The organism is Faecalibacterium sp. 9, assembly GCF_048320955.1.
Lineage (GTDB): Bacteria > Bacillota > Clostridia > Oscillospirales > Ruminococcaceae > Faecalibacterium > Faecalibacterium wellingii.
Map to the genome: position 1 here is coordinate 287,709 of NZ_JBLWGB010000003.1, position 21,068 is coordinate 308,776.

General features: G+C 53.7%; 26 protein-coding genes and 2 pseudogenes. 23 read left to right on the forward strand and 5 right to left on the reverse strand.

Features of this window, described 5'->3' with window-relative positions:
- The first annotated feature begins 8 nt into the window (after positions 1-8).
- From ACKXF9_RS13590 to ACKXF9_RS13600, 3 genes are read left to right on the forward strand one after another with little or no spacing between them, the layout of a single operon-like run.
- Entirely contained in the window at positions 9-458 is a 450-nt protein-coding gene (locus ACKXF9_RS13590) for a low molecular weight protein-tyrosine-phosphatase (RefSeq protein ID WP_418266534.1), read from the forward strand.
- Positions 459-470: 12 nt separating this feature from the next.
- Complete coding sequence (locus tag ACKXF9_RS13595) at positions 471-1,058, forward strand: pentapeptide repeat-containing protein (protein ID WP_418266535.1); 588 nt, start codon at positions 471-473, stop codon at positions 1,056-1,058.
- Positions 1,059-1,070: 12 nt separating this feature from the next.
- Entirely contained in the window at positions 1,071-1,523 is a 453-nt protein-coding gene (locus ACKXF9_RS13600) for a peptidyl-tRNA hydrolase (protein WP_418266536.1), read from the forward strand.
- Positions 1,524-1,603: 80 nt separating this feature from the next.
- On the opposite strand, the pseudogene ACKXF9_RS13605 reads toward ACKXF9_RS13600, so the two are convergent.
- From ACKXF9_RS13605 to ACKXF9_RS13625, 5 genes and pseudogenes are all read right to left on the reverse strand, one after another.
- Positions 1,604-1,696 (reverse strand): annotated as a pseudogene (locus tag ACKXF9_RS13605) (alpha/beta hydrolase); the annotation flags it as partial.
- Between the two features lie 34 nt (positions 1,697-1,730).
- A complete protein-coding gene (locus ACKXF9_RS13610) occupies positions 1,731-2,168 on the reverse strand; it encodes an alpha/beta fold hydrolase (protein WP_418266537.1) in 438 nt (145 codons plus the stop codon).
- 14 nt (positions 2,169-2,182) lie between these two features.
- Complete coding sequence (locus ACKXF9_RS13615) at positions 2,183-2,668, reverse strand: DUF5131 family protein (protein WP_418266538.1); 486 nt, start codon at positions 2,666-2,668, stop codon at positions 2,183-2,185.
- A 156-nt stretch (positions 2,669-2,824) separates the two neighbouring features.
- Positions 2,825-3,964, reverse strand: a complete 1,140-nt coding sequence (locus ACKXF9_RS13620) for a phosphotransferase enzyme family protein (RefSeq protein WP_418266539.1) — start codon at positions 3,962-3,964, stop codon at positions 2,825-2,827.
- Positions 3,954-4,820: an AraC family transcriptional regulator gene (locus ACKXF9_RS13625; RefSeq protein ID WP_348583056.1), complete on the reverse strand. Its 867-nt coding sequence runs from the start codon at positions 4,818-4,820 to the stop codon at positions 3,954-3,956. Before ACKXF9_RS13625 ends, ACKXF9_RS13620 begins: the two co-directional genes overlap by 11 nt.
- 415 nt (positions 4,821-5,235) lie before the next feature.
- Here ACKXF9_RS13625 and ACKXF9_RS13630 point away from each other — a divergent pair, with 415 nt between their 5' ends.
- The 20 genes and pseudogenes from ACKXF9_RS13630 to ACKXF9_RS13725 all read left to right on the forward strand — a co-directional run bounded on the left by ACKXF9_RS13630 (position 5,236) and on the right by ACKXF9_RS13725 (position 21,061).
- Positions 5,236-6,609 (forward strand): carbohydrate ABC transporter substrate-binding protein, encoded by a 1,374-nt coding sequence (locus ACKXF9_RS13630; protein ID WP_418266540.1) that lies wholly within the window; start codon positions 5,236-5,238, stop codon positions 6,607-6,609.
- An 87-nt stretch (positions 6,610-6,696) separates the two neighbouring features.
- Entirely contained in the window at positions 6,697-7,581 is an 885-nt protein-coding gene (locus ACKXF9_RS13635) for a carbohydrate ABC transporter permease (protein WP_005926926.1), read from the forward strand.
- Positions 7,582-7,593: 12 nt separating this feature from the next.
- On the forward strand, positions 7,594-8,490 hold the full coding sequence (locus ACKXF9_RS13640) for a carbohydrate ABC transporter permease (RefSeq protein ID WP_291016282.1): 897 nt from the start codon (positions 7,594-7,596) through the stop codon (positions 8,488-8,490).
- An 11-nt stretch (positions 8,491-8,501) separates the two neighbouring features.
- The gene (locus ACKXF9_RS13645) at positions 8,502-8,690 is read left to right on the forward strand and encodes a DUF6903 family protein (protein ID WP_005926920.1); all 189 of its coding nucleotides are present in this window, start codon (positions 8,502-8,504) and stop codon (positions 8,688-8,690) included.
- 40 nt (positions 8,691-8,730) lie between these two features.
- Positions 8,731-10,890, forward strand: coding sequence for a 1,3-beta-galactosyl-N-acetylhexosamine phosphorylase (gene gnpA, locus ACKXF9_RS13650; RefSeq protein WP_418266541.1), 2,160 nt, complete (start codon positions 8,731-8,733; stop codon positions 10,888-10,890).
- A 149-nt stretch (positions 10,891-11,039) separates the two neighbouring features.
- Positions 11,040-11,195, forward strand: a pseudogene (locus tag ACKXF9_RS13655) (type I restriction enzyme endonuclease domain-containing protein); the annotation flags it as partial.
- A gap of 23 nt (positions 11,196-11,218) precedes the next feature.
- Positions 11,219-11,557: an ADP-ribosylglycohydrolase family protein gene (locus ACKXF9_RS13660; protein WP_418266542.1), complete on the forward strand. Its 339-nt coding sequence runs from the start codon at positions 11,219-11,221 to the stop codon at positions 11,555-11,557.
- 165 nt (positions 11,558-11,722) lie between these two features.
- A complete protein-coding gene (locus ACKXF9_RS13665; RefSeq protein WP_418266543.1) occupies positions 11,723-12,547 on the forward strand; it encodes a purine-nucleoside phosphorylase in 825 nt (274 codons plus the stop codon).
- A gap of 12 nt (positions 12,548-12,559) precedes the next feature.
- Entirely contained in the window at positions 12,560-13,438 is an 879-nt protein-coding gene (locus ACKXF9_RS13670) for a ribokinase (protein ID WP_120080755.1), read from the forward strand.
- Positions 13,435-13,893 (forward strand): pyridoxal-phosphate dependent enzyme, encoded by a 459-nt coding sequence (locus tag ACKXF9_RS13675; protein ID WP_418266544.1) that lies wholly within the window; start codon positions 13,435-13,437, stop codon positions 13,891-13,893. The genes ACKXF9_RS13670 and ACKXF9_RS13675 overlap by 4 nt, the downstream gene beginning before the upstream one ends.
- A 237-nt stretch (positions 13,894-14,130) precedes the next feature.
- Positions 14,131-14,595 (forward strand): Hsp20/alpha crystallin family protein, encoded by a 465-nt coding sequence (locus ACKXF9_RS13680; protein ID WP_097778868.1) that lies wholly within the window; start codon positions 14,131-14,133, stop codon positions 14,593-14,595.
- Positions 14,596-14,844: 249 nt separating this feature from the next.
- Positions 14,845-15,702, forward strand: a complete 858-nt coding sequence (locus ACKXF9_RS13685; RefSeq protein ID WP_005946315.1) for a YitT family protein — start codon at positions 14,845-14,847, stop codon at positions 15,700-15,702.
- Positions 15,703-15,794: 92 nt separating this feature from the next.
- Entirely contained in the window at positions 15,795-16,043 is a 249-nt protein-coding gene (locus ACKXF9_RS13690; protein ID WP_418266545.1) for an alcohol dehydrogenase catalytic domain-containing protein, read from the forward strand.
- A 171-nt stretch (positions 16,044-16,214) separates the two neighbouring features.
- The gene (gene ade, locus ACKXF9_RS13695) at positions 16,215-17,954 is read left to right on the forward strand and encodes an adenine deaminase (protein WP_418266546.1); all 1,740 of its coding nucleotides are present in this window, start codon (positions 16,215-16,217) and stop codon (positions 17,952-17,954) included.
- A 241-nt stretch (positions 17,955-18,195) separates the two neighbouring features.
- Positions 18,196-18,801: a YczE/YyaS/YitT family protein gene (locus tag ACKXF9_RS13700; RefSeq protein WP_021885137.1), complete on the forward strand. Its 606-nt coding sequence runs from the start codon at positions 18,196-18,198 to the stop codon at positions 18,799-18,801.
- A 43-nt stretch (positions 18,802-18,844) separates the two neighbouring features.
- Positions 18,845-19,015: a hypothetical protein gene (locus tag ACKXF9_RS13705; RefSeq protein ID WP_172678648.1), complete on the forward strand. Its 171-nt coding sequence runs from the start codon at positions 18,845-18,847 to the stop codon at positions 19,013-19,015.
- Between the two features lie 34 nt (positions 19,016-19,049).
- On the forward strand, positions 19,050-19,454 hold the full coding sequence (locus tag ACKXF9_RS13710) for a GNAT family N-acetyltransferase (protein ID WP_227621721.1): 405 nt from the start codon (positions 19,050-19,052) through the stop codon (positions 19,452-19,454).
- A gap of 97 nt (positions 19,455-19,551) precedes the next feature.
- Entirely contained in the window at positions 19,552-20,034 is a 483-nt protein-coding gene (locus ACKXF9_RS13715) for a peptide-methionine (S)-S-oxide reductase (RefSeq protein WP_097774964.1), read from the forward strand.
- Positions 20,035-20,051: 17 nt separating this feature from the next.
- Entirely contained in the window at positions 20,052-20,771 is a 720-nt protein-coding gene (locus tag ACKXF9_RS13720; protein WP_418266547.1) for a DUF554 domain-containing protein, read from the forward strand.
- Positions 20,772-20,800: 29 nt separating this feature from the next.
- A complete protein-coding gene (locus ACKXF9_RS13725; RefSeq protein ID WP_097774716.1) occupies positions 20,801-21,061 on the forward strand; it encodes a hypothetical protein in 261 nt (86 codons plus the stop codon).
- The last annotated feature ends 7 nt before the right edge of the window (positions 21,062-21,068 follow it).

The window sequence follows — 21,068 nt, forward strand, 5'->3', positions numbered from 1 at the left end:
ATTTTGACATGACAAAAGTGCTTTTCATCTGCCACGGCAACATTTGCCGCAGCCCAATGGCCGAGTTTGTAATGAAAGACTTGGTGGCCAAAGCCGGGCTTTCTGATAAATTTGAAATCGCATCCGCCGCCACCAGCACCGAGGAGATCGGCAACCCGGTCTATCCGCCCGCCCGGCGGAAGCTGGCCGAGCACGGCATCTCCTGCGAGGGTAAAACCGCCCGGCAAATGACCCGGAGGGATTACGAAACCTACAATTACCTGATCGCCATGGATCACAACAACCTGCGCAATATGGCGCGCTTTGTGGGCGGCGACCCGGAGCATAAAGTGTCTCTGCTGATGGATCATACCCGCCGCCCCGGCGATGTGGCCGACCCGTGGTATACCGGGGACTTTGAAGCTACCTGGCAGGATGTGCTGGAAGGCTGCACAGCTTTGCTGGAAGAACTGCGCTGACAGGAGAATTTTATGACAGAGCGTTATTGTGAAGGTGAACGGTTTGCTGACCTGTCGTTCACCGAGGAGACTTTTGAGGACTGCGACTTTACCGACTGCGTGTTTGTGGATTGCTCCTTTACCAAATGCGAACTGGATCATACCACGCTGAACGAGTGCAAATTCGCGCGGTGTGAGATCACAGGTCTGCGCAGCACCCATTCCTCAGTGCAGTCGCTGGATTTTGAGGACTGCCGCCTGAATGAAATCGAGTGGGCACCGCTGATGTCCAACGGTGCCTTCCCGGACCCTATCCACACGCTGAAAGAGTGCAGTCTGAAATATAACACCTTCACCGAAATGAACTTCAACCGCTTCAACTTTTCAGACGGAAACGAGATCGTCGGCTCCATGTTTGCCAAATGCGAGATGCAGTTGGCGAATTTCAAGGGCGTGGAACTTCACGAAACGGAATTCTACCAGTGTGACCTGCGCAAGGCGGATTTCCGGGATGCCGCCGGTTATAGGGTGGACATTCTGGGCAGCCGCCTGAAGGATGCGAAATTTTCCCTGCCGGAAGCGGTGAATCTGTTGGCAGATTTGAAGATCAAGCTGTCGTAAGAAGGAGAGAAAATGCGTCAACTCATCATTGCCCGAAAAGATCTGCAGATGTCTCCCGGTAAGCTGGCGGCGCAGTGCTGCCATGCTTCGCTGGCATTCCTCACCGACCCCATCGGCATGGGACAGGGCGTGGAACCCATTGAGAAAAACGGAGAAATTACCGGCTATCGGGCAGAAATCATGTTGGAGAAAGCAACCTATGAAGAATGGTTCGATGGCTCTTTTACCAAAACTATCTGCGGGGCAAAGAACCGCAATCAACTGCTGAAAGCAAAGACAATTGCCGAGGAATTGAGCCTTGTGGAAAACAAAGACTTCTTCCTTATCCGGGATGCCTGCCACACCGAGCTGGAGCCGGAAGAATTTGATGAAAACGGAGAAGGCATGACCCTGACCTGCATCGGTTTCCGCCCGCTGCCGGATGAAATTGCACACCAGATCAGCCATAAGTTCCATTTGTATTGAGTGCTGGTTCGCGGAATAATAAAAATAGTCCCGGCCATTCTCCTGTGACATACAGGAAAATGGTCGGGATATTTTGCTTTTTATTGAAGATTCATCCATGCCGCCAGTGCATCCGCTGTCTGCTGTTGCTGTTCCTCGGCGGAGATAACAGGCGCGTCATCGCCCTTCTGCGCACCGTAACTGCCAAACCCGGCATGACAGCCGCCGTCAAATGACCGTTTCGGTAGTGTCCTGTGGGAGGTTCGTGCGGTCGGCTTCGTATTTTTCGCGGTTCAGTACGCCGTCCTCGCTGCCGTAGGCGGCATAGACCCGCAGGCCGCTGTCGGTCAGGTCGGCGGTGGAGTAGGCCGCCAGCAGCACCAGACCGTCCAGTTCATCGGTGTGCTTGGCCGCATAGCTTGCCGCCATGGCCCCGCCCAGCGAGTGTCCGCCGATGTACCAGTCTGTGACTTCGGAAAAGCGTTCCGGGATGCTGTCCGCCGCGTTCATGTCCAGTACGGCCAGATTGCAGGGCATCTTGACCAGCACGCACAGAATGCCGTCCTCGGCAAGGTCGTGCAGGAGGGGAGCATAGACGGCCAGCAAAACAGCCAGCAGGCAGAGGAACACTCTGCGGGGAAACGATTTTTTCTTCTGGTTCTTCATAGAACTCCTTTATTTTATAAGCATTTTCCGCAATCGCTGCAGCCGTTGCAGATCAACTTGCTGCCGCAGGTCTCGCAGTTTGCGCGGAAATGAGGCACATAGAGATCTTCCTGCGGGATGGGGTAGCCCCAGTCGTCCACGAGGTCAAAACGGATGGGCCTTCCCTGAAAGTTCATACCGGATTTACAGGCCATTCGGCTTTGCAGCTGCTTGTTTGGCAGGTGGTAGCGCCTGCCGTCCTTGATGAACACGGTGCCGGTCTCGATAAAGCAGAAGGTCACGTTGGCATCCACGCATTCCTGCCGGAGAGACTTGACCCAATCGAAATTGCAGGGGTGGGCACCATCATAGTTTTCGCCGCCGCAGATGACCTGCTCGATTTGCCCGGCGGAAAGGTACTGCCGGATGCTTACTGACCCGATGAAGGGCGCGCACATGATGCCCTTGTGCTTGAAGGGCAGGTCAAACAGAATTTGGTCAGGGCTGAAAAGGGCTTTCATAATTTGCTGCAGCGCATCATGTCCTCGACGCTCCCAGCGTCCTCAAAGGACGATTTGATGGGTGTGTAGTGATAAGCTGTAAAAAGAAGCATGGACGCCCCCGAAAAGGAGAGCGTCCATGCTTCTTGCTGTATCCGAATGGAGGAGATTGCGAAATCAGCGCTTGTCCGGGCAGACGATTTCCAGCATCTGATCGAAAACCTCTTCCATCTGCCGCACCAGTGTGAACTGGGTGCGGGCGCGGTCGAGGTTGTGATCCGGGCGAGCAATATGGAAATAATGGTCGCCCTCCAGATAGTCAGTCAGAAAACGGATGCCGCATTCCAGCGTCATGAGCCTTGCACCCCATGCAAGGCTCTTTTTTTCTGCCATGCTCATGGATGCCCCGGCAGTGGAGAGATACCCTTTGGCGAACACTTCGTACAGATGCAGGTCAAAATGGACTTTGCTCTGGTCAGGTTCGTCCTCAGCGCAGTCGTTGGCACCGGTGCGGATGGAATCGCCGAAGTCGTAGGCCGAAAGTCCCGGCATCACGGTGTCGAGGTCAATGACACAGATGCCTTTTCCGGTAGCGGCATCGATGAGGACATTGTTGATCTTGGTGTCATTGTGGGTGACGCGCAGAGGAATTTCGCCAGCTGCCAGCTGATCCAGCAGGACATGGCAGTCCTGCTCCCTCGCATGGATAAATTCGATTTCCGACGTGATATTTTTTGCCCGGCCCAGTGCATCGGCGGCGAGGGCTTTTTCAAAATTGGCATAGCGGTTGGGCGTGTCGTGGAAGCGGGCGATGGTTTCGTGGAGGGTGGAGGCTGGGTAATCCTCCAGCTGGTTCTGGAATTTGCCCAGTGTCTCGGCCACGGTGCGGAAGTCGGTTTCGCTGCCGACCTGCTGCAAACAGATGGTATCTTCTACAAAGTCGTAGGCACGCCATGCGCCGCCGTCTGCATCCAGATAGCAAGTCGACCCCGACAAAGTTGGGATGACATTCAGCGTTTCCCGTGCTGGGTCGCCGCCCTCGGCAAGAATTTTCGCCCGCAGATGCCGGGTCACGCCGCAGACATTCTCCATCAGGCCCACCGGGTTAGTAAAGGTATCTGTGTTGATGCGCTGCAAAATAAAGCGTTTGGAATGATCTTCCCGCCAGACCACAAAGGTGTCGTTGATATGCCCCTCACCATAGTGGTGAGCATCGCAGAGCACAGGCCCGCCAAAATCAAAGGCATTTGCAGCAGACTGGAGCAGAGAAAGGGTAACGGATTTCATCATAAATTCCTCGTTTTCGTTATACTTCATGCCGTTTTGTCGGGGCGGGGCGTTTTCCCTGCCGCGTCTGACGGCGGTATTCGTTGGGGGTCATGCCCTCCGCCTTGCGGAAGCACTGGGAGAAATAGCTGGGGGAGGAAAAGCCCATCAGCTCGCTGATCTGCGCCAGACTGTAGCTGGTGTTGCCCAGCATATGCTTGCTCTCCTCAATGCGGCGGCGGTTCAGGTAAGTAATGGGGGAAATGCCGTACTCCCGCTGGAAGGTGTGGGCCAGATAGTATTTGTTCAGGTGGGTAAGCTCTGCCAGCAGGTCCAGCGAGATATCCTCGCGGTAGTTGGTGTCCAGATACCGCTTGATCTCGGCGCACTCCCGGTTCTCGGTCGGGGCAGCCTCCTCCAGCTGCAGCGAAATGGTGGTGCAGCGCACCAGCCAGATCAGCAGTACCTCCAGCAGGTCCTGACAAACGGTCTCGCAGCCGTCTAAGCTGCGGTCGGCCTCGGCCAGCAGCATGTGCAGCAACGTAACCATCCGCTCCCGGTTCTCCCGGCAATTGAAGATGGCGTAGTTCGTATCCGCCTTGCTGAACAAAAACTCCATGCTGGCAACGCCCAGCACGATATACTCCAAGGGCGAGGCGTTCAGGCTAAGCTCGGTATGCTCCACCTGCGGATTCACAATGACCATATCGTCCGGCTTTACCGGGAACAGCTGCCCGGCAAGGTAGAACTGTCCCTCGCCGCTGAGGCAGTAGAACAGCTCCGTGCAGGAGTGGGTGTGGGCAGTGCTGTTCCAATCGCCGCCAAACCGGCTCTTGCTGATGTACAGCAGACGGAAGGATTCCCGCGGGGCGGGCGCGTGGCGGATATCAAAGCGCTGGGTACTCATAGATGATCGGCTCCTTCGGGAAACGCAAATTTTCTAAAAATAAACGCAACATTCTAAAAACATTACCCCAAAATGGTGCGTTGTTTCGTGCACTTTACCCTCATTATAGAGGGAACACACAAAAAAAGCAAGCCCTGATTTTAGGCTAATTTTTATATTTTTGTTTCTCAAGTCCCTTCGAAATATGTCAAAATAGTTACAGGCTGGGGATTATGCTGAAATTTTTAAAAGATTTTTAGCACTTTTGCTGGAAGAATTTTTCAGAAAGCAACATCTATAAAAAATGAAACAACAAACCTCTTGAGCAAGGAAGCGAAAGAATTTATATTGGAGGCAGAAAAACACACAGTCCTTCGGGCAAAGCCTGTTTGCCCGGCTGTGTTTGAACGGAACAAAATGATGGAGGCAACACAGTATGAATCGTATTTCTCGTCGTAATTTCCTGAAGGCGGCCGGCGTTGGCGCCGCTGCACTGGGTCTGGCTGCCTGCGGCGGCTCTTCCAGCTCCACCGCATCCAGCGTGGCATCCTCCACCGCCGCTTCTTCCGCAGCGGCGGCTGCAGACGTTACCATCAAGGTAGCCGCCATCGAGACCGGCTACGGCGCTGATATGTGGAAAAAGGTCGCCGAGGCCTTTACCGCACAGACCGGCATCAAGGTGGACCTGACCACCGACAAGAAGCTGGAGGACGTCATCGGCCCCTCCATGCAGGGCGGCGACTACCCCGACGTTGTCCATCTGGCTACCGGCCGTGAGGCTGCCCTGACCGAGCAGTTCATCAAGGGCAACCTGATCGCCGACATCACCGACGTGCTGAGCATGACCGTGCCCGGCGAGAGCAAGAAGGTGAGCGAGAAGATCGCCGGCGGCTTTACCGACACCTCCCTGACCAACCCCTACGGCGACGGCAAGACCTATCTGGCTCCCATGTTCTACAGCCCCTGCGGCCTGTTCTACAACGCCGGTTTCCTGAAGGAAAAGGGCTGGGACGTGCCCAAGACCTGGGACGAGATGTGGGCACTGGGCGACAAGGCTGCCGCTGAGGGCACCTACCTGTTCACCTACCCCACCACCGGCTACTTCGACGCCTTCTTCTATGCGCTGATGTACGCTGCCGGCGGCCCGGAGTTCTTCAACAAGGCCACCCACTACGAAGAAGGCATCTGGGACACCCCCGAGGCAAAGACCTGCTTTGATATCGTGGCAAAGCTGGCTTCCTACACCAACCCCATCACCCCCGCACAGGCCAACGATCAGGACTTTACCCAGAACCAGCAGCTGGTGCTGGACAACAAGGCCCTGTTCATGCCCAACGGCACCTGGATCGTGGGCGAGATGGCCGAGGCTCCCCGTGCAGACGGCTTTGAGTGGGGCATGACCGCCCTGCCCGCTGTCAAGGCCGGCGGCGATGGTTACAGCTACACCTGGTTCGAGCAGGCATGGATCCCCGCCGGTGCCGAGCATCAGGATGCCGCCAAGCAGTTCGTGGCTTACCTGTACAGCGACGAAGCCTGCAAGCTGTTTGCCGAGAGCGGCGCTATCCAGCCTGTGCTGGGCATCGCCGACAGTCTGGAAGGCGACAACAAGATGTTCTACTCCATCTACGACAACGGCGCAAAGGCCGCCATGGGCAACTTTGCAGCCTTCAGCGCCATCCCCGGCGTGGAAGTGCGCACCGTGTTCTTCGACCCTGTCAACTCTCTGGTGTCCGGCAACATGACCGAGCAGCAGTGGATCGACGGCATCAAGTCCGCCAGCGACCAGATGCGCGCCAACATCATCGAGTAATTAAGCCCTGCCCAGCGGGGGCGGTTTTTACCGCCTCCGCTTTTTTGGGCTGTACAGTACCATCAAGAAAGGAGCGGTCAATCCCCTATGAGAACGGATAAAAGCCGCAAACGGTTCGTATTCCTCTGTGTGGCACCGGCTACCATCCTGTTTTTCCTCTTTATGATCCTGCCCACCCTCAACGTGTTCCGCATGAGTTTGTATGAGCGGGGTGCCTATTCTCCCAACGAGACCTTTGTGGGGCTTAAAAACTTCCAGCATCTGCTGCGGGACGCCCAGTTCATCCGCTCCATGCAGAATATGATCCTGCTGGTGGTAACGGTCACCCTGATCACCTTCGCCTTTGCACTGGTGTTTGCGGCCATCCTCACCCGGGAGAAGATCAAAGGGCAGAACTTTTTCCGCATCATCTTCTACATTCCCAACATCCTGTCGGTGGTCGTCATCTCCGGCATCTTCTCTGCCATCTATAAGCCGGAAAACGGCATGTTGAACAGCATCATCGGCCTGTTCCGCAACATGAGCGACCCCATCCTGTGGAAGGGCGAAAAACTGGTCATCCCCTCCATCATCATTGCCATGGTGTGGCAGGCCATCGGCTACTACATGGTCATGTACATGGCCTCCATGTCTGCCGTGCCCATCAGCCTGTACGAGAGCGCCAATCTGGACGGTGCCGGGCGGCTGACCCAGTTCTTCCAGATCACCATCCCCCTCATCTGGACGAATATCCGCACCACCCTCACCTTCTTTATCATCTCCACCATCAACATGGCCTTCCTCTTCGTCAAGGCCATGACCAGCGGCGGGCCCAACGGCGCATCGGATGTGGCGCTGAGCTATATGTACAGCCAGAAAGACGCTGGCCTGTATGGTTACAGTATGGCCATCGGCGTGGTAATCTTCCTGTTCTCGTTTGCCCTGTCCGCCTGTGTCAACAAGGTTACCAACCGCGATACGCTGGAATTTTAAGGAGGGAAGAAGATGCAGAATACCACCGAAAAATCTTCCCGCTCTGCGGAAGGTCTGTACAAGTTTTTCATCTATTTTGTGCTGGTTCTGCTGGCCGTTACCATCATCGTGCCGGTGGCATGGGTGTTCATGGCCTCCATCAAGCAGAATGCAGAGTTCTACGGCAACCCCTGGGCACTGCCCGCCGGCTTCTACTGGCAGAACTTTGTCAACGCATGGAACGGCGCGAAAATGGGCGAATATATGCTCAACTCGGTCATCGTCACCGCGCTGGCGCTGGCGCTGCTGCTGGTCGTTGCCCTGCCCGCCGCCTACTGCCTGTCCCGCTTTCACTTCAAGGGGTGCAAGGTGCTGAACACCCTGTTCATGGCGGGCTTGTTCATCAACGTGAACTACATCGTGGTGCCCATCTTTCTGATGCTGCGGGACGGCGATGTGTGGCTGAAAGGCCATTTCGGCAGCGGCTTTCTGCTGAACAATCTGGTGGTGCTGGCGGTGGTGTACGCCGCCACCGCGCTGCCCTTTACCATCTACCTGCTGTCGGGCTACTTTGCCACCCTGCCCCACGATTTTGAGGAGGCCGCCTATATCGACGGTGCAAGCTATTTTTCCACCATGACCCGCATCATCTTCCCCATGGCAAAGCCCTCCATCATCACCATTATCCTGTTCAACTTCCTGTCCTTCTGGAACGAGTATATCATCTCCATGACCCTGATGAGCTCCACCAAGGCACCCCGCACCCTGCCGGTAGGTCTTTTGAACCTGATGCAGGCGCAGCAGAGCGCCGCCCAGTACGGCACCATGTACGCAGGCCTTGTGCTGGTAATGCTGCCCACCCTGATCTTGTACATCTGCGTGCAGCGGCAGCTGACGCAGGGCATGACCGTGGGCGGCCTGAAAGGTTAAGGTGACAAACGATGAAAGCATACTGGAAAAACCATCCCGCCCTGCGCATGATCCTGATGCTGGTGCTGTTCGTACTGGCACTGGTGCTGGTGGTGTCCGGCTGGAAAATGACCGGACAGCTGGCAGGGCTTGGCATCATGCTGGTGGGCGTAGCGCTGCTGCTGGCTGTGCTGGCGCTGTATAACGCCGCCTACGATTGACCCCCCTACGATTCAAAGAGAGGCAAAAGGAGAGTTTCCCATGGATGAAATAAGAAAGACCGGGCGCGTGACCATTCCCACAGACTTGGACGTTGTGCCCGAAACACTGGAGATCTTAAAAAAGTGGGGTGCTGATGCCATCCGCGACTGCGACGGCACCGACTTCCCGCAGCAGCTCAAGGATGCGGATGCCAAGATCTACTCCACCTACTATACCACCCGCAAGGACAACGCATGGGCAAAGGCAAACCCGGACGAGGTGCAGCAGTGCTACATCATGACCGGCTTTTACACCGCCCCCGGCGACACCGTGACCATCCCGCTGATGAAGGGCATCAGCCCGGAGCTGATGCAGGTGAACACCAACGACGACATCACCCGCTGGTGGGAGGTCATGGATCGAACCACCGGTCAGCCCGTGCCGCCGGAGCAGTGGAGCTACGCCGACGGCAGCGTGACCGTGCAGGCCGTGCCCTTCCACGAGTACACGGTCAGCTTCCTTGCCTACCTCATTTGGGACCCGGTGCATATGTACAACGCCACCACCAACGGCTGGACGAATTTTGAGCACCAGATCACCTTTGACGTGCGTCAGCCCAAGACCCACAAGTATTCCATGGAGCGCCTGCGCAAGTTCATTGCAGAGCACCCCTATGTTAATGTCATCCGCTACACCACCTTCTTCCACCAGTTCACCCTGATTTTCGACGAGCTGAAGCGGGAGAAGTTCGTGGACTGGTATGGATACTCTGCTTCGGTCAGCCCTTATATCCTCAACCAGTTTGAGCAGGAAGTGGGCTACAAGTTCCGCCCGGAGTACATCATCGATCAGGGCTACTATAACAACCAGTACCGGGTGCCCAGCAAGGAATTCCGGGATTTTCAGGCCTTCCAGCGCCGCGAGGTGGCAAAGCTTGCCAAGGAGATGGTGGACATCACCCACGCGTGCGGGTGCGAAGCCATGATGTTCCTCGGCGATCACTGGATCGGCACCGAACCCTTTATGCCGGAGTTCAAGACCATCGGGCTGGATGCCGTGGTGGGCAGCGTGGGCAACGGCTCCACCCTGCGCCTGATCTCTGACATTGAGGGCGTGAAGTACACCGAGGGCCGTTTCCTGCCGTACTTCTTCCCCGACACCTTCCACGAGGGCGGCGACCCCGTGCGGGAAGCCAAGGAGAACTGGGTTACAGCCCGCCGCGCTATCCTGCGCAAGCCCATCGACCGCATCGGCTATGGCGGCTATCTGAAACTGGCCTTGCAGTTCCCGGAGTTCGTGGACTACGTGGAGAGCGTCTGCAACGAGTTCCGCGAACTGTACGAGAACATCAAGGGCACCACACCCTACTGTGTCAAGCGAGTGGCCGTGCTGAACTGTTGGGGTAAAATGCGGGCTTGGGGCTGTCACATGGTGCATCACGCCCTCTATTACAAGCAGAACTATAGCTATGCCGGTGTCATTGAGATGCTGTCCGGTGCGCCCTTTGATGTGAAGTTTATCAGCTTTGAGGATATCAAGAACGACCCGCATCTGCTGGATTCGTTGGATGTCATTATCAATGTCGGCGATGCCGACACCGCACACACCGGCGGCATCTGGTGGGAAGACCCGGAGATCTCCTCCGCTATCCGCAAGTTCGTCTGGAACGGCGGCGGCTTTATCGGCGTGGGTGAGCCTTCCGGTCACCCGTATCAGGGCCACATTCTCCAGCTTGCCAGCGTGCTGGGCGTGGAGGAAGAAAACGGCTTCACCCTCAACTACGACAAGTACAACTGGGAAGAACACCCGGACCATTTCATTCTGCAGGATGCCGACCGGCCCATCGACTTTGGCGAGGGCAAAAAGAACATCTACGCCCTCGAGGGCACCGAAGTGCTGGTGCAGCGAAACAAAGAAGTGCAGATGGCGGCACACGACTTCGGCAAGGGTCGTGCCGTGTACATCAGCGGTGTGCCTTACAGTTTTGCCAACAGCCGCACCCTTTACCGCGCTATCCTGTGGAGTGCCCACAGCGAGGAGGAACTGCATACATGGTTCAGCTCCAATTATAATGTAGAAGTTCACGCCTACGTCAAGAACGGCAAGTATTGTGTGGTGAACAACACGTACGAGCCGCAGGACACCACCGTTTACACCACAGACGGCAGCAGCTTTGCTCTGCATCTGGATGCCAACGAGATCAAGTGGTATGAGATCTAAGTTCTCCTTTTCATAAACGAACACAACGGGCAGCTCTGTTACCAGAGCCGCCCGTTGTGTTTGCTGTATCTGCCGATAACTCAGCCTGTGTCAATCGAACGCTGCAATGGAGATGGCTGGAAACGCAGAAATTCAGTAATGCAAGCGTAATAGACCTGCAGAAAAAAGAAACTGCCTGCGCAAGTATGCGTAAGATGGTGAAGCACTTGCTGAAAAAATATAAGTATCCACCGGAAGATTATGATACGGCAATCAGCACGGTCATTAGCCAGTGTGAGATGTGGACTGACAACATGATAGTATGAATTGTATGAAATGTCGTTGATTTGTGCTTGACAATCGGATTCCTTATGTGGAGCAGACCTTTGGCTACGATTTGAGCCGCACCTGCGATGAAATTCGTCCGGGCTATCGCCATGTGGAGACCTGTCAGCAGACCGTGCCGGAGGCCATCATTGCCTTTCTGGAAAGCACCGGCTTTGAGGATGCCCTGCGCAATGCTGTTTCCCTCGGCGGTGACAGCGACACCCTTGCCTGCATTACCGGCGGCATTGCCGAAGCCTTTTACGGGATGCCGCAGGAACTGCGGGACGAGACTTTGAAACGTCTGCCAGAGGATATCCGGGAAGGATATGAGCTGTTTCGGTGGAACATCGGCCAGAGATAAGACATTCGGAGAACCAAGGAGCAGATACAACACACTCGTGATGTGAAGTATCTGCTCCTTGGTTTTTAATAAGACTCGATGGAGGGCGTCTTGCATCGGCCTGAAAAATCCGATATACTGAACCCAGAGAGTATATCGAATTTTTTGGGAAAAGGAGAGAACGGTATGGAACATCTTTATGAAAAGGCACTGGAAAGTGCGGAATATATCAAGACGCACACGAAAAAGCGCCCGAAGATCGCGGTGGTGCTGGGCTCCGGCCTTGGCAAGCTGACCGCGGACTTTACGGACACGGAAGAACTGTCCTACAAGGATATCCCCAACTTCCCGGTATCCACGGTGGCAGGACACAAAGGTGCATTGTTGGCTGGCAAGCTGGGGGACACGGAAGTCTACGCCATGGAAGGCCGCTTCCATTTCTATGAGGGCTACTCCATGAAGGAAGTCTGCTACCCGTTCTATGTGTTCAAGCTGCTGGGCGTGGAAAAGGTGGTGCTGACCAATGCATGCGGCGGCATCAACCGGGAGTTTGCGCCGGGCACCCTGATGCTCATTACCGACTTCATCAACATGATGGGCACGAACCCCCTCATTGGCCCCAACGATGAGCGCTTCGGCCCCCGCTTCCCGGACATGACCGAACCTTACAGTCTGGAACTGCGGAACCTTGCCAAGCATACCGCCGATGAACTGGGCATTGCCTACAAGGAGGGCGTTTACATGGGCTTTATGGGCCCTTGCTATGAAACGGCGGCTGAAATTCGCGCCTTTGCGGGGATGGGAGCCGATGCCGTGGGCATGAGCACCGTGCCGGAAACCATGGTCTGCAACTACATGGGCATGAAGGTACTGGCCGTCAGCTGCATCACTAACATGGCCACCGGCATCCAGACGGTCAAGCATAGCCACGCCCGTGTGCTGGAGATCGCAAATCAGGCAGGCGATACCCTGTGCCGATGGCTGGGTGCGGTGATTCAGAGAATGGAGTAAAAAAGATATACCATGAAAATCCTTTCGTTTGGTTCCCTCAACTACGATTATACCTATGAGGTCGAGCACTTTCTCGCGCCCAAAGAGACCCTTGCAGCCAAGTCCATGCAGCGGGGCTTTGGAGGGAAAGGCGCAAACCAGTCTATCGCCTTTGCACGAGCTGGATTGTCAGTATACCATGCGGGTCGTGTCGGCGCAGATGGACAACCATTTGTGGATTACCTGAAACAAAATGGTATTCATACAGATTATCTGATAAAGGACGATGCTGCTGCCACCGGCCACGCCATCATTGAGGTATGCCGCGGCGAAAACTGTATCCTGATCTACGGCGGTGCCAATCAGGAGATCACCACAGAGCAGATCGATCACACGCTGAAAGCCTTTTCGCCAGGCGACTGGCTAGTGCTGCAAAATGAGATCTCCAATCTGCCGTACCTGATGCAGGCCGCACAGAAAAAGGGGCTTTCCATTTTCTTCAATGCCGCACCCTACGATGTCGGCATCTTGACCTACCCGATGGAACTGGTGGATGTGCTCTGTGTCAACGAGGTGGAAGCCTGCGCCCTTGCCGGAACCGAGACCTTTGAAGCGGACGCTGTTTTGACCCTGCTGCACGAAAAATACCCGCAGACCCGTCTGCTTCTGACAGCCGGGAGTGCGGGCAGCTACTATCTGGATGCGGAGCGGCGGCTGTTTGTCCCCTGCGAAAAGGTGCAGGCCGTGGATACTACAGCTGCCGGGGACACTTACAGCGGCTATTTTCTGGCGGGCCTTTGCAGCGGCAGTTCAGTAGAGGACGCCATGCGGCTTGCTACCAAAGCAGCCGGAATTGCCGTGCAGCGCAAAGGTGCAGCGGCATCCATCCCGGAAATCAAAGAGTTGAAATGAATGATACAGAAGGCCATGTGGATATTCTGGTCTGCATGGCGGGCACCGGCGGCACGGGTTTTGGCACAGCAAGTTATCTGCGCAGCCGCAACCCGAATCTGCAAGTGGTTCTGGTGCAGCCCCATCCGGACTCCCGCCTGACCCCGGAGCACCCGGATGCGCAGATCATAGATGGCGTTTTGCCGGCGTATGATGTGCCGGAAAGCGCACTTTCCGACTATCTGCGGCCAGACTGGAGCAATGCGTGCATCAATGTTCGCACCGAGGAAGCCTACGAAACGGCCCATGAGGTGCTGCGGGCGGAAGGACTGTTTCTAGGCACATCGGCAGCAGCGGCTTTGCACGCAGCGGTGCAGGTGGGCCACAGACCGGAGAATCAGGGAAAGAACATCGTGGTCATCGTCCCGGACAACGGCATGAAATATCTGTCTACGCCGATGTACCGGCAGAAATGATAAAAACACGATGATACGACTGAATTTTGAAAAGATTGCATAGGATTTTATAAAAGTGTTATTCTTTCATGAATTTTAGCACTCTTCTATTGACACTGCTAATAAACGGTGCTATAACAGTGGCGTGCTCAGGAGGAAGGGCAAAAGGAGAGCCGCTAGGCTCCCCGGAAAGCCCTTCTGAATGGACGCTTCAGATTTTTTGCCCCGACCCGAACGCCGGGATTGGAGGAATGATTTATGCTTATGCCGACTGTTTTCCATGAAAACCTGTTCGATGATTTCTTCGATCCGTTCTGGAATGACGCTGCACTGGAACGTATGATGAACCGTGAGGCTCGTGATACCTTTGGTAAGCGCGGTGCAAACATGATGAAGACCGATGTCAAACAGACGGACAACGGCTACGAAGTAGCGGTTGACCTGCCGGGCTGCAAGAAGGAAGACGTTCAGATGGATCTGAACGACGGCTACCTGACCATTCAGGCAGTGCGCAGCCACAGCAACGATGAAAAGGATAAGAAGGGCCGCTATCTGCGGCGCGAATCCTTCTCCGGCACCTGCGCGCGCAGTTTCTACGTGGGCGATGTGAAGAAGGAAGACATCCACGCAAAGTTCGAGGATGGCGTCCTGCACATCGAGCTGCCTGCTCCTCAGCAGACGAAGGCTTTGCCTGAGAACCCGAATCTGATTGCAATCGAGTAAAACGCCGGTCGTGTGCGCCAAAGCACAACGCACATAAGATGCCCCCGGAGAGCCGCAACAAGCCCTCCGGGGGCATTTTTGTTTCGCTATCTTTTCCGCAAGGGAAAATCATGGTATACTGAGAACAGCAACTCGGAATTTATGGAGGTACTTCACTATGGAATACAAACGCTTTGGCGGTAAGCTCCTTGTCCGCATCGACAAAGATGAGGAGATCGGTGAAACAAATTTGATTTTAGGGGGACAAAGATGAGTGATGTAAAAGGAAAGACCGGCGCAGTCCTGAGGGAGACGGCAGTCCTGACCGGGGCGGTGGCGATCATTGCGGCGGGCGTTTTCTTTTTTCTGGTGCCGAGCCATACATCCGTCAGCAGCATTTCCGGCCTTGGCATCGTGCTGTCCAATTTTGTGCCGCTGCCCTTGTCGGTCATTACGATGATCCTGAATGTCGTGCTTCTCATCATCGGGTTCTTTACCTGCGGCAGAGAATTTGGCGCAAAGACCGTATACACCAGTGTGCTGCTGCCGGTGTTTCTGGGGCTGTTTGAAAAGCTGTTCCCGGAGTTCGGCTCGATGACCGGCAGTCAGGAGCTGGACGTGCTGTGCTATATTCTGGTGGTCAGCATCGGGCTGAGTATTTTGTTCAACCGCAATGCATCCTCCGGCGGGCTGGATATCGTGGCAAAGATTATGAACAAGTACCTGCACATGGAATTGGGAAAAGCCATGTCTCTGTCGGGAATGTGTGTGGCGCTTTCCGCGGCCCTGGTCTACGATAAAAAGACCGTGGTGCTGAGTATCCTCGGTACTTACTTCAACGGCATCGTGCTGGACCATTTCATCTTTGATAACAGCATCAAACGCCGCGTCTGCATCATCACCGAAAAAGAGGAGGCGCTGCGTCAGTTCATCCTCCATGACCTGCACAGCGGTGCGACCATGTACGAGGCCATCGGTGCATACAATCTGGAAAAGCACAACGAGATCATTACCATCGTGGACAAGAGCGAATATCAGAAGCTGATGAACTTTATCAACCGGGAAGACCCCAAGGCTTTTGTTACCATTTACAATGTGTCCAGCATGCAGTATCAGCCCAAGATCTGATCGGCGGAGAGCTGCCGCAAAGGGCGGGCCTTTTGCGGCTTACTCTTTGCCATAGCTGCGTGGTATACTCAAGTCCGGAAAGATCAAAGCGCATGGAGGTAAAAAGCATGCTGACCTACACCTATGTTTCAAAGGGCAAGTTTGCCCTGATGGAAAAACCAAAGCCGGTGCTGCAGCACGAGCGGGACGCCATTGTAAAGGTGACCCTTGCCAGTATCTGCTCCAGCGATCTGCACATCAAGCACGGCAGCGTGCCCCGGGCCGTGCCCGGCATCACGGTAGGCCATGAGATGGTGGGCATCGTGGAAGAAGTGGGCAGTGCGGTGACCGTGGAGTGCTGACGGTCTGCGCCAAGGCACAACGCACATAAAGTGGCCCCGGAGAGCTGTAACAAGCCCTCCGGGGCCATTTTTGTTCCTGGCATCTTTTCCGCAGCGGCAAGGCGTGGTAGAATAAGGGCAGAACCAATCCACAGGTGAGAAAATCGAACTTCAGAGAGAGGAGATGTTTCTATGCAGTCTGATGAGCTGAAACGCCGGATCTCGGCAGGCAGAGGAGATGCTTTGGCCGATCTGGTTTTGAAAAATGCCAGAATCGTCAATGTGTTTACCGATGAGATCGACACCGCTGACATTGCCATCAGCGGAAATTCGATCGTGGGCGTGGGCATGTATCATGGCCGGAAAGAAGTTGATCTGCACGGCAAATATGTCTGCCCGGGCCTGATCGATGGGCATATCCACATCGAAAGCTCCATGCTCTGTGGTCCGGCTTTCGAGCAGGCAGTGCTGCCCCACGGTACCACTGCGGTGGTCACAGACCCACACGAGATCTCGAACGTTGCGGGGCTGGAAGGCTTGGATTTTATGCTGGAAACGACAAAAAATCTGACCCTTTCGGTTTATTTCATGCTGCCCTCCTGTGTTCCGGCCACGGATCTGGATGAATCCGGTGCGGTGCTGAACGCAGAACAGCTCCGGCCTTACTACGGCGATCCCCGCGTGCTGGGGCTTGCGGAACTGATGAATGCCTACGGAACGGTGCGCTGTGACCCGAAGATCCTGCAGAAGATCCGCGACTGCACCGAAGCGGGAAAGATCGTGGATGGACACGCACCGCTCTTGAGCGATAAGGAACTGAATGCTTATATTGCGGCAGACGTTCAGTCCGATCACGAGTGCTCCAACATCGAGGAAGCCATGGAAAAATTCCGGCGCGGACAATACATCATGATCCGGGAAGGAACGGCTGCCAAAAATATGGAGGCCCTGATGCCGCTGTTCCGGGAGCCCTATTGCAGCCGCTGTATGCTGGTGACGGATGATAAGCACCCCGGTGACCTGCTGGACAGCGGCCACATCGATTCCAACATCCGTAAAGCGATCCGGCTGGGCGCAGACCCAGCAGTGGCCGTCAAAATGGCAACGCTGGTCCCGGCACAGTATTTTGGGTTCAAGCAGCGCGGTGCCGTAGCACCGGGGTACCGGGCAGATCTGGTTGTGGTTTCTGATCTGGAATCCTTTACGGTCGAACAGGTTTACAAGAACGGCACGCTGGTGGCCGAGCACGGAAAAACGCTGAAATCCGCACCGCTTGACATCGACCGTGTGAGATTTTCCCACGTTATGGATTCCTTTGATCTGGATGAGATCACACTGGAGGATTTGGAACTTCGGGAAAGCGGGGAGCAGGAGCGTGTCATCTGCCTGAACCGGGGCGAGCTGCTTACGGAGGAAAAAATCATCCCGTTCCAACGGCATCCGGGCAAAGCTCCCGGTGTGGACCCGGAACACAACATCGTAAAACTGGCCGTTTTTGAGCGGCATCATCACTCCGGCCATGTGGGCATTGGCTTTTTAGGAAACTTCAGCCTGAAATGCGGAGCCGTTGCATCGAGCATTGCACATGATTCCCATAACCTGATTGTGGCAGGGGACAACGATACCGATATGATGCTGGCCGGCAACACTGTGCGGAAAAACAAAGGCGGACTTGCGTTTGTGGCAGATGGACAGGTCGTGGCAGAACTTGCGCTTCCGGTGGCCGGATTGATGAGCACCGAAAGCGCAGAGAGCGTTGCGGCGAAAATGCAGGCGCTGAACGATGCCCTCAAGGCACATGGTGTAGCGGAAGATATCGGCATCTTTATGACCCTCGCCTTCGTCAGCCTTCCGGTCATTCCCAAACTCAGACTGAATACATACGGCATCATCGATGTAGCGCAGCAGAAAGTCGTTCCGGCTGTTTTTTAATACGCGATAACAAAAATACTGCCGGAGACCGACCCGAATGGTCCGTCTCCGGCAACAGAACAGTTCGCTCCTACTCTTAGAAGCGAGCCGCATCAAGAGAAAAATTGACGGAAATTCTTATTTGATAAATCGGAATTTGTGGAGGAGAGTAATTTGCTGGTATTAAATAAATTAGAGCGGTTGCTAACGGGATGCTTTAAACCCAAAGAAAATTATACGAGGAGTGAATTATTAAAAGTCAATGAAAAATAACAATAAAAAAACACTAAAGAAATTGGCAATCCTTGTAATAGGTTCTATAATTGCGGCTTATGGAATTACACTTGCACTGTATGCTGGATTTGGCGGAGCTACGCTTGCGGTGCTGTGGCAGGGGATTGCAAGAACATTTCACATAAGCATTGGCACAGCATCTTTTGTTGTAGCATTGGGAATGATTTTGTTTGCGCTCATTTACGATAAAAGTCAGATTCATATAGGAACTGTGTTGTACCAGATTGTATACAGTACCTGTGTAGATTTGTTTGCTAACTGCCATATTTACAGTACCTATAAGTGGATCAATTTTTTAATTATGTTGTTAGGAGTGGTTTTGTTTGCTGTCGGAACAGGACTATATGCGTCGGCATCCCTTGGTAGAGGCTCCTATGAGGCAGTCACTTTTGCTTTAGCAGAAAAAAATCACTGGCAGATTAAATTTGTCCGAATGGCATTGGATATTTTGGTTGTTGTTACAGGTGTTTTGTTTGGCGGAAAGTTTGGTGTATGCACGCTTATTACAGTTATCATTTCAGGCCCAATTATCCAATTTGTTAATGCGAAAGCAAAACAAGTTTTAAAGATATGATAGTAAAGAAACTTACAACTTAGAATTTGTGGAGGAAACAAATATGGAAGATAATAAATCAACGAATGTCAAGAAAACGGTAAAATCAGGAATAACTTTTGGAAGTGCATTAGCTATGGTTATTAGTTATACAGCGTGGAAGTCTGTCGGTTGGGCGATTTTTCATGGATTACTTAGTTGGGTGTATGTCATATACTTCCTTTTGCGTTACTAAATTCACGTTTGTGGAAGTTATAAAGGGGTGCATCATGGAAATCGAGTATAAACAAACAAAAGATTTCACGGCCGATGAATTGCAGAAACTGTTTTTATCCGTTCACTGGGAATCCGGCAATTATCCCGAAAAACTTGTCCGTGCGATGCACAATTCCACACGAGTTATTTCTGCATGGGATGGTGATAAGCTGGTCGGGCTGGTTCGCGCGCTTGATGATGGAGAAACAGTCGCATTTTTGCATTATCTTTTGGTGGACCCTGCTTATCAGGGACAGTACATTGGAGATGAGCTGATGAAACGGATCATGAGTTTCTATCAAAATCTTCTGTATGTGAAAGTTATGCCGTCTGATCCTAAAACGATCCCATTTTATGAGCGATATGGCTTTCAACAATATGATAATTACTCTGCAATGGTGCGGAAGCACTTTTTGTGAGTTGGTATGATGGATCGATTTGCAGCTAGCAAGGAAACCGTAAGGAGTACAGAGCATGGATGCAAACTGTACCAGTAAAAGAAGGAAAGTCAAGAGTATGGAAACGGTATACATTGCAGGCGGGTGCCTTTGGGGCGTCCAGCATTTTTTTGACACGGTGCCCGGTGTACGGACGACCGAAGCCGGGAGAGCCAACGGAACAACAAACACGCTGGACGGCCCGTATGATGGATATGCAGAGTGCGTTAAAGTGGTCTTTGATGAGAAATGTACCAGTGTTACAGAGCTTATGGAGCATCTGTTTGAAATCATCGACCCGTACAGCCTGAACAAACAGGGCGTTGATGTTGGAAAAAAGTATCGCACGGGGCTTTACAGCACAAATCCCGGACATCTGGAAGAAGCAAGAGCCTTTATTGACAGCCGGAAGGACCGGGATAAAATCGTTGTGGAAGTGCTGCCGCTGACGAATTATGTCCGGAGTGCAGAGGAGCATCAGCATCATCTGGAGCGGTACCCGGAAGACTGCAGCTACTGTCATATCCCGGATGAAGTCTTAAACAAATACAGGAATCAGTAAGCAAAGGAAAAACGAAAATGCGGGGATTGGGAACGATCATCAATGCGCTGGCCATTGTGATAGGCGGTGTGCTGGGGATTCTGTTCAAACGCTTTCTGAAAGAGCGCTATCAGGATACAATCATCAAAGCCACGGGCTTTTCCGTGGTGTTTCTGGGAGCGGCGGGAACGCTCTCCAAGATGCTGACGGTTAGGCCAGACGGAACTTTGAGCACCGGTGGTTCTATGGTCATGATTCTATCGCTGGCGTTGGGTGCGCTGCTGGGTGAACTTATTGATCTGGATGCACAGTTTGAACGCTTTGGCGAGTGGCTCAAACACAAGACTGGCAGTGACGGCGACAACCAGTTCGTCAACGGCTTCGTGTCGGCATCCCTGACGGTGAGCATCGGGGCCATGGCCGTCATCGGCTCCATTCAGGATGGCATCTACGGCGACCATTCCACGCTGGTAGCAAAAGCGATTCTGGACTTTATCATTGTGCTCATCATGGCGTCCTCCATGGGCAAGGGCTGCGTGTTTTCATTTATTCCGGTGGCAGTGCTGCAAGGTGCCATGACGGCTCTTGCGGTAGTGCTGTCCGGCTTTATGACGGACGCTGTGCTGAACAATCTCTCGCTGGTAGGAAATATTCTGATTTTTTGTGTGGGCATCAATCTGGTGTGGCCAAGAACCATCAAGGTGGCAAACCTGCTGCCGTCCCTTCTGGTTGCAGTGGCGCTGACGGGGATTTTATGAATCGGAATTTGTAGAGGGAGTGTGATTATATGAAAAACAATAGCCCACAAAAGCAGGCTGCCATTTCTTGGATCATTTTGATGATAGGAATATTGCTCGCAGTAATAGGAGCAATGACGGCAAAGGAGTACAGAGTAAACCTATGCCTGCTAATCGGTGCAATGGTTGCTGTTGGTGGTATTGTATATCATCTCACCATGATGAAATGTCCTTATTGCGGTTGCTCGCTTGTTGGTTATAGGCCGATCCCTAAAGAATGTCCAAAGTGTCATAAAAAATTTGAAGAATAAGTTCGCG

What these genes read in the sequence shown, in the direction of transcription:
- ACKXF9_RS13725 (WP_097774716.1), top strand. Translation starts at nt 20,801, where the DNA reads ATGAAAAACAATAGCCCACAAAAGCAGGCTGCCATTTCTTGGATCATT.
- ACKXF9_RS13645 (WP_005926920.1), top strand. Translation starts at nt 8,502, where the DNA reads ATGAAAGCATACTGGAAAAACCATCCCGCCCTGCGCATGATCCTGATG.
- ACKXF9_RS13625 (WP_348583056.1), bottom strand. Translation starts at nt 4,820, where the DNA reads ATGAGTACCCAGCGCTTTGATATCCGCCACGCGCCCGCCCCGCGGGAA.
- ACKXF9_RS13720 (WP_418266547.1), top strand. Translation starts at nt 20,052, where the DNA reads ATGCGGGGATTGGGAACGATCATCAATGCGCTGGCCATTGTGATAGGC.
- ACKXF9_RS13595 (WP_418266535.1), top strand. Translation starts at nt 471, where the DNA reads ATGACAGAGCGTTATTGTGAAGGTGAACGGTTTGCTGACCTGTCGTTC.
- ACKXF9_RS13630 (WP_418266540.1), top strand. Translation starts at nt 5,236, where the DNA reads ATGAATCGTATTTCTCGTCGTAATTTCCTGAAGGCGGCCGGCGTTGGC.
- ACKXF9_RS13705 (WP_172678648.1), top strand. Translation starts at nt 18,845, where the DNA reads ATGGAAGATAATAAATCAACGAATGTCAAGAAAACGGTAAAATCAGGA.
- ACKXF9_RS13635 (WP_005926926.1), top strand. Translation starts at nt 6,697, where the DNA reads ATGAGAACGGATAAAAGCCGCAAACGGTTCGTATTCCTCTGTGTGGCA.
- ACKXF9_RS13600 (WP_418266536.1), top strand. Translation starts at nt 1,071, where the DNA reads ATGCGTCAACTCATCATTGCCCGAAAAGATCTGCAGATGTCTCCCGGT.
- ACKXF9_RS13670 (WP_120080755.1), top strand. Translation starts at nt 12,560, where the DNA reads ATGAAAATCCTTTCGTTTGGTTCCCTCAACTACGATTATACCTATGAG.
- ACKXF9_RS13685 (WP_005946315.1), top strand. Translation starts at nt 14,845, where the DNA reads ATGAGTGATGTAAAAGGAAAGACCGGCGCAGTCCTGAGGGAGACGGCA.
- ade (WP_418266546.1), top strand. Translation starts at nt 16,215, where the DNA reads ATGCAGTCTGATGAGCTGAAACGCCGGATCTCGGCAGGCAGAGGAGAT.
- ACKXF9_RS13615 (WP_418266538.1), bottom strand. Translation starts at nt 2,668, where the DNA reads ATGAAAGCCCTTTTCAGCCCTGACCAAATTCTGTTTGACCTGCCCTTC.
- ACKXF9_RS13715 (WP_097774964.1), top strand. Translation starts at nt 19,552, where the DNA reads ATGGAAACGGTATACATTGCAGGCGGGTGCCTTTGGGGCGTCCAGCAT.
- ACKXF9_RS13690 (WP_418266545.1), top strand. Translation starts at nt 15,795, where the DNA reads ATGGAGGTAAAAAGCATGCTGACCTACACCTATGTTTCAAAGGGCAAG.
- ACKXF9_RS13680 (WP_097778868.1), top strand. Translation starts at nt 14,131, where the DNA reads ATGCTTATGCCGACTGTTTTCCATGAAAACCTGTTCGATGATTTCTTC.
- ACKXF9_RS13640 (WP_291016282.1), top strand. Translation starts at nt 7,594, where the DNA reads ATGCAGAATACCACCGAAAAATCTTCCCGCTCTGCGGAAGGTCTGTAC.
- ACKXF9_RS13675 (WP_418266544.1), top strand. Translation starts at nt 13,435, where the DNA reads ATGAATGATACAGAAGGCCATGTGGATATTCTGGTCTGCATGGCGGGC.
- ACKXF9_RS13590 (WP_418266534.1), top strand. Translation starts at nt 9, where the DNA reads ATGACAAAAGTGCTTTTCATCTGCCACGGCAACATTTGCCGCAGCCCA.
- ACKXF9_RS13700 (WP_021885137.1), top strand. Translation starts at nt 18,196, where the DNA reads ATGAAAAATAACAATAAAAAAACACTAAAGAAATTGGCAATCCTTGTA.
- ACKXF9_RS13665 (WP_418266543.1), top strand. Translation starts at nt 11,723, where the DNA reads ATGGAACATCTTTATGAAAAGGCACTGGAAAGTGCGGAATATATCAAG.
- ACKXF9_RS13620 (WP_418266539.1), bottom strand. Translation starts at nt 3,964, where the DNA reads ATGAAGTATAACGAAAACGAGGAATTTATGATGAAATCCGTTACCCTT.
- ACKXF9_RS13710 (WP_227621721.1), top strand. Translation starts at nt 19,050, where the DNA reads ATGGAAATCGAGTATAAACAAACAAAAGATTTCACGGCCGATGAATTG.
- ACKXF9_RS13610 (WP_418266537.1), bottom strand. Translation starts at nt 2,168, where the DNA reads ATGAAGAACCAGAAGAAAAAATCGTTTCCCCGCAGAGTGTTCCTCTGC.
- gnpA (WP_418266541.1), top strand. Translation starts at nt 8,731, where the DNA reads ATGGATGAAATAAGAAAGACCGGGCGCGTGACCATTCCCACAGACTTG.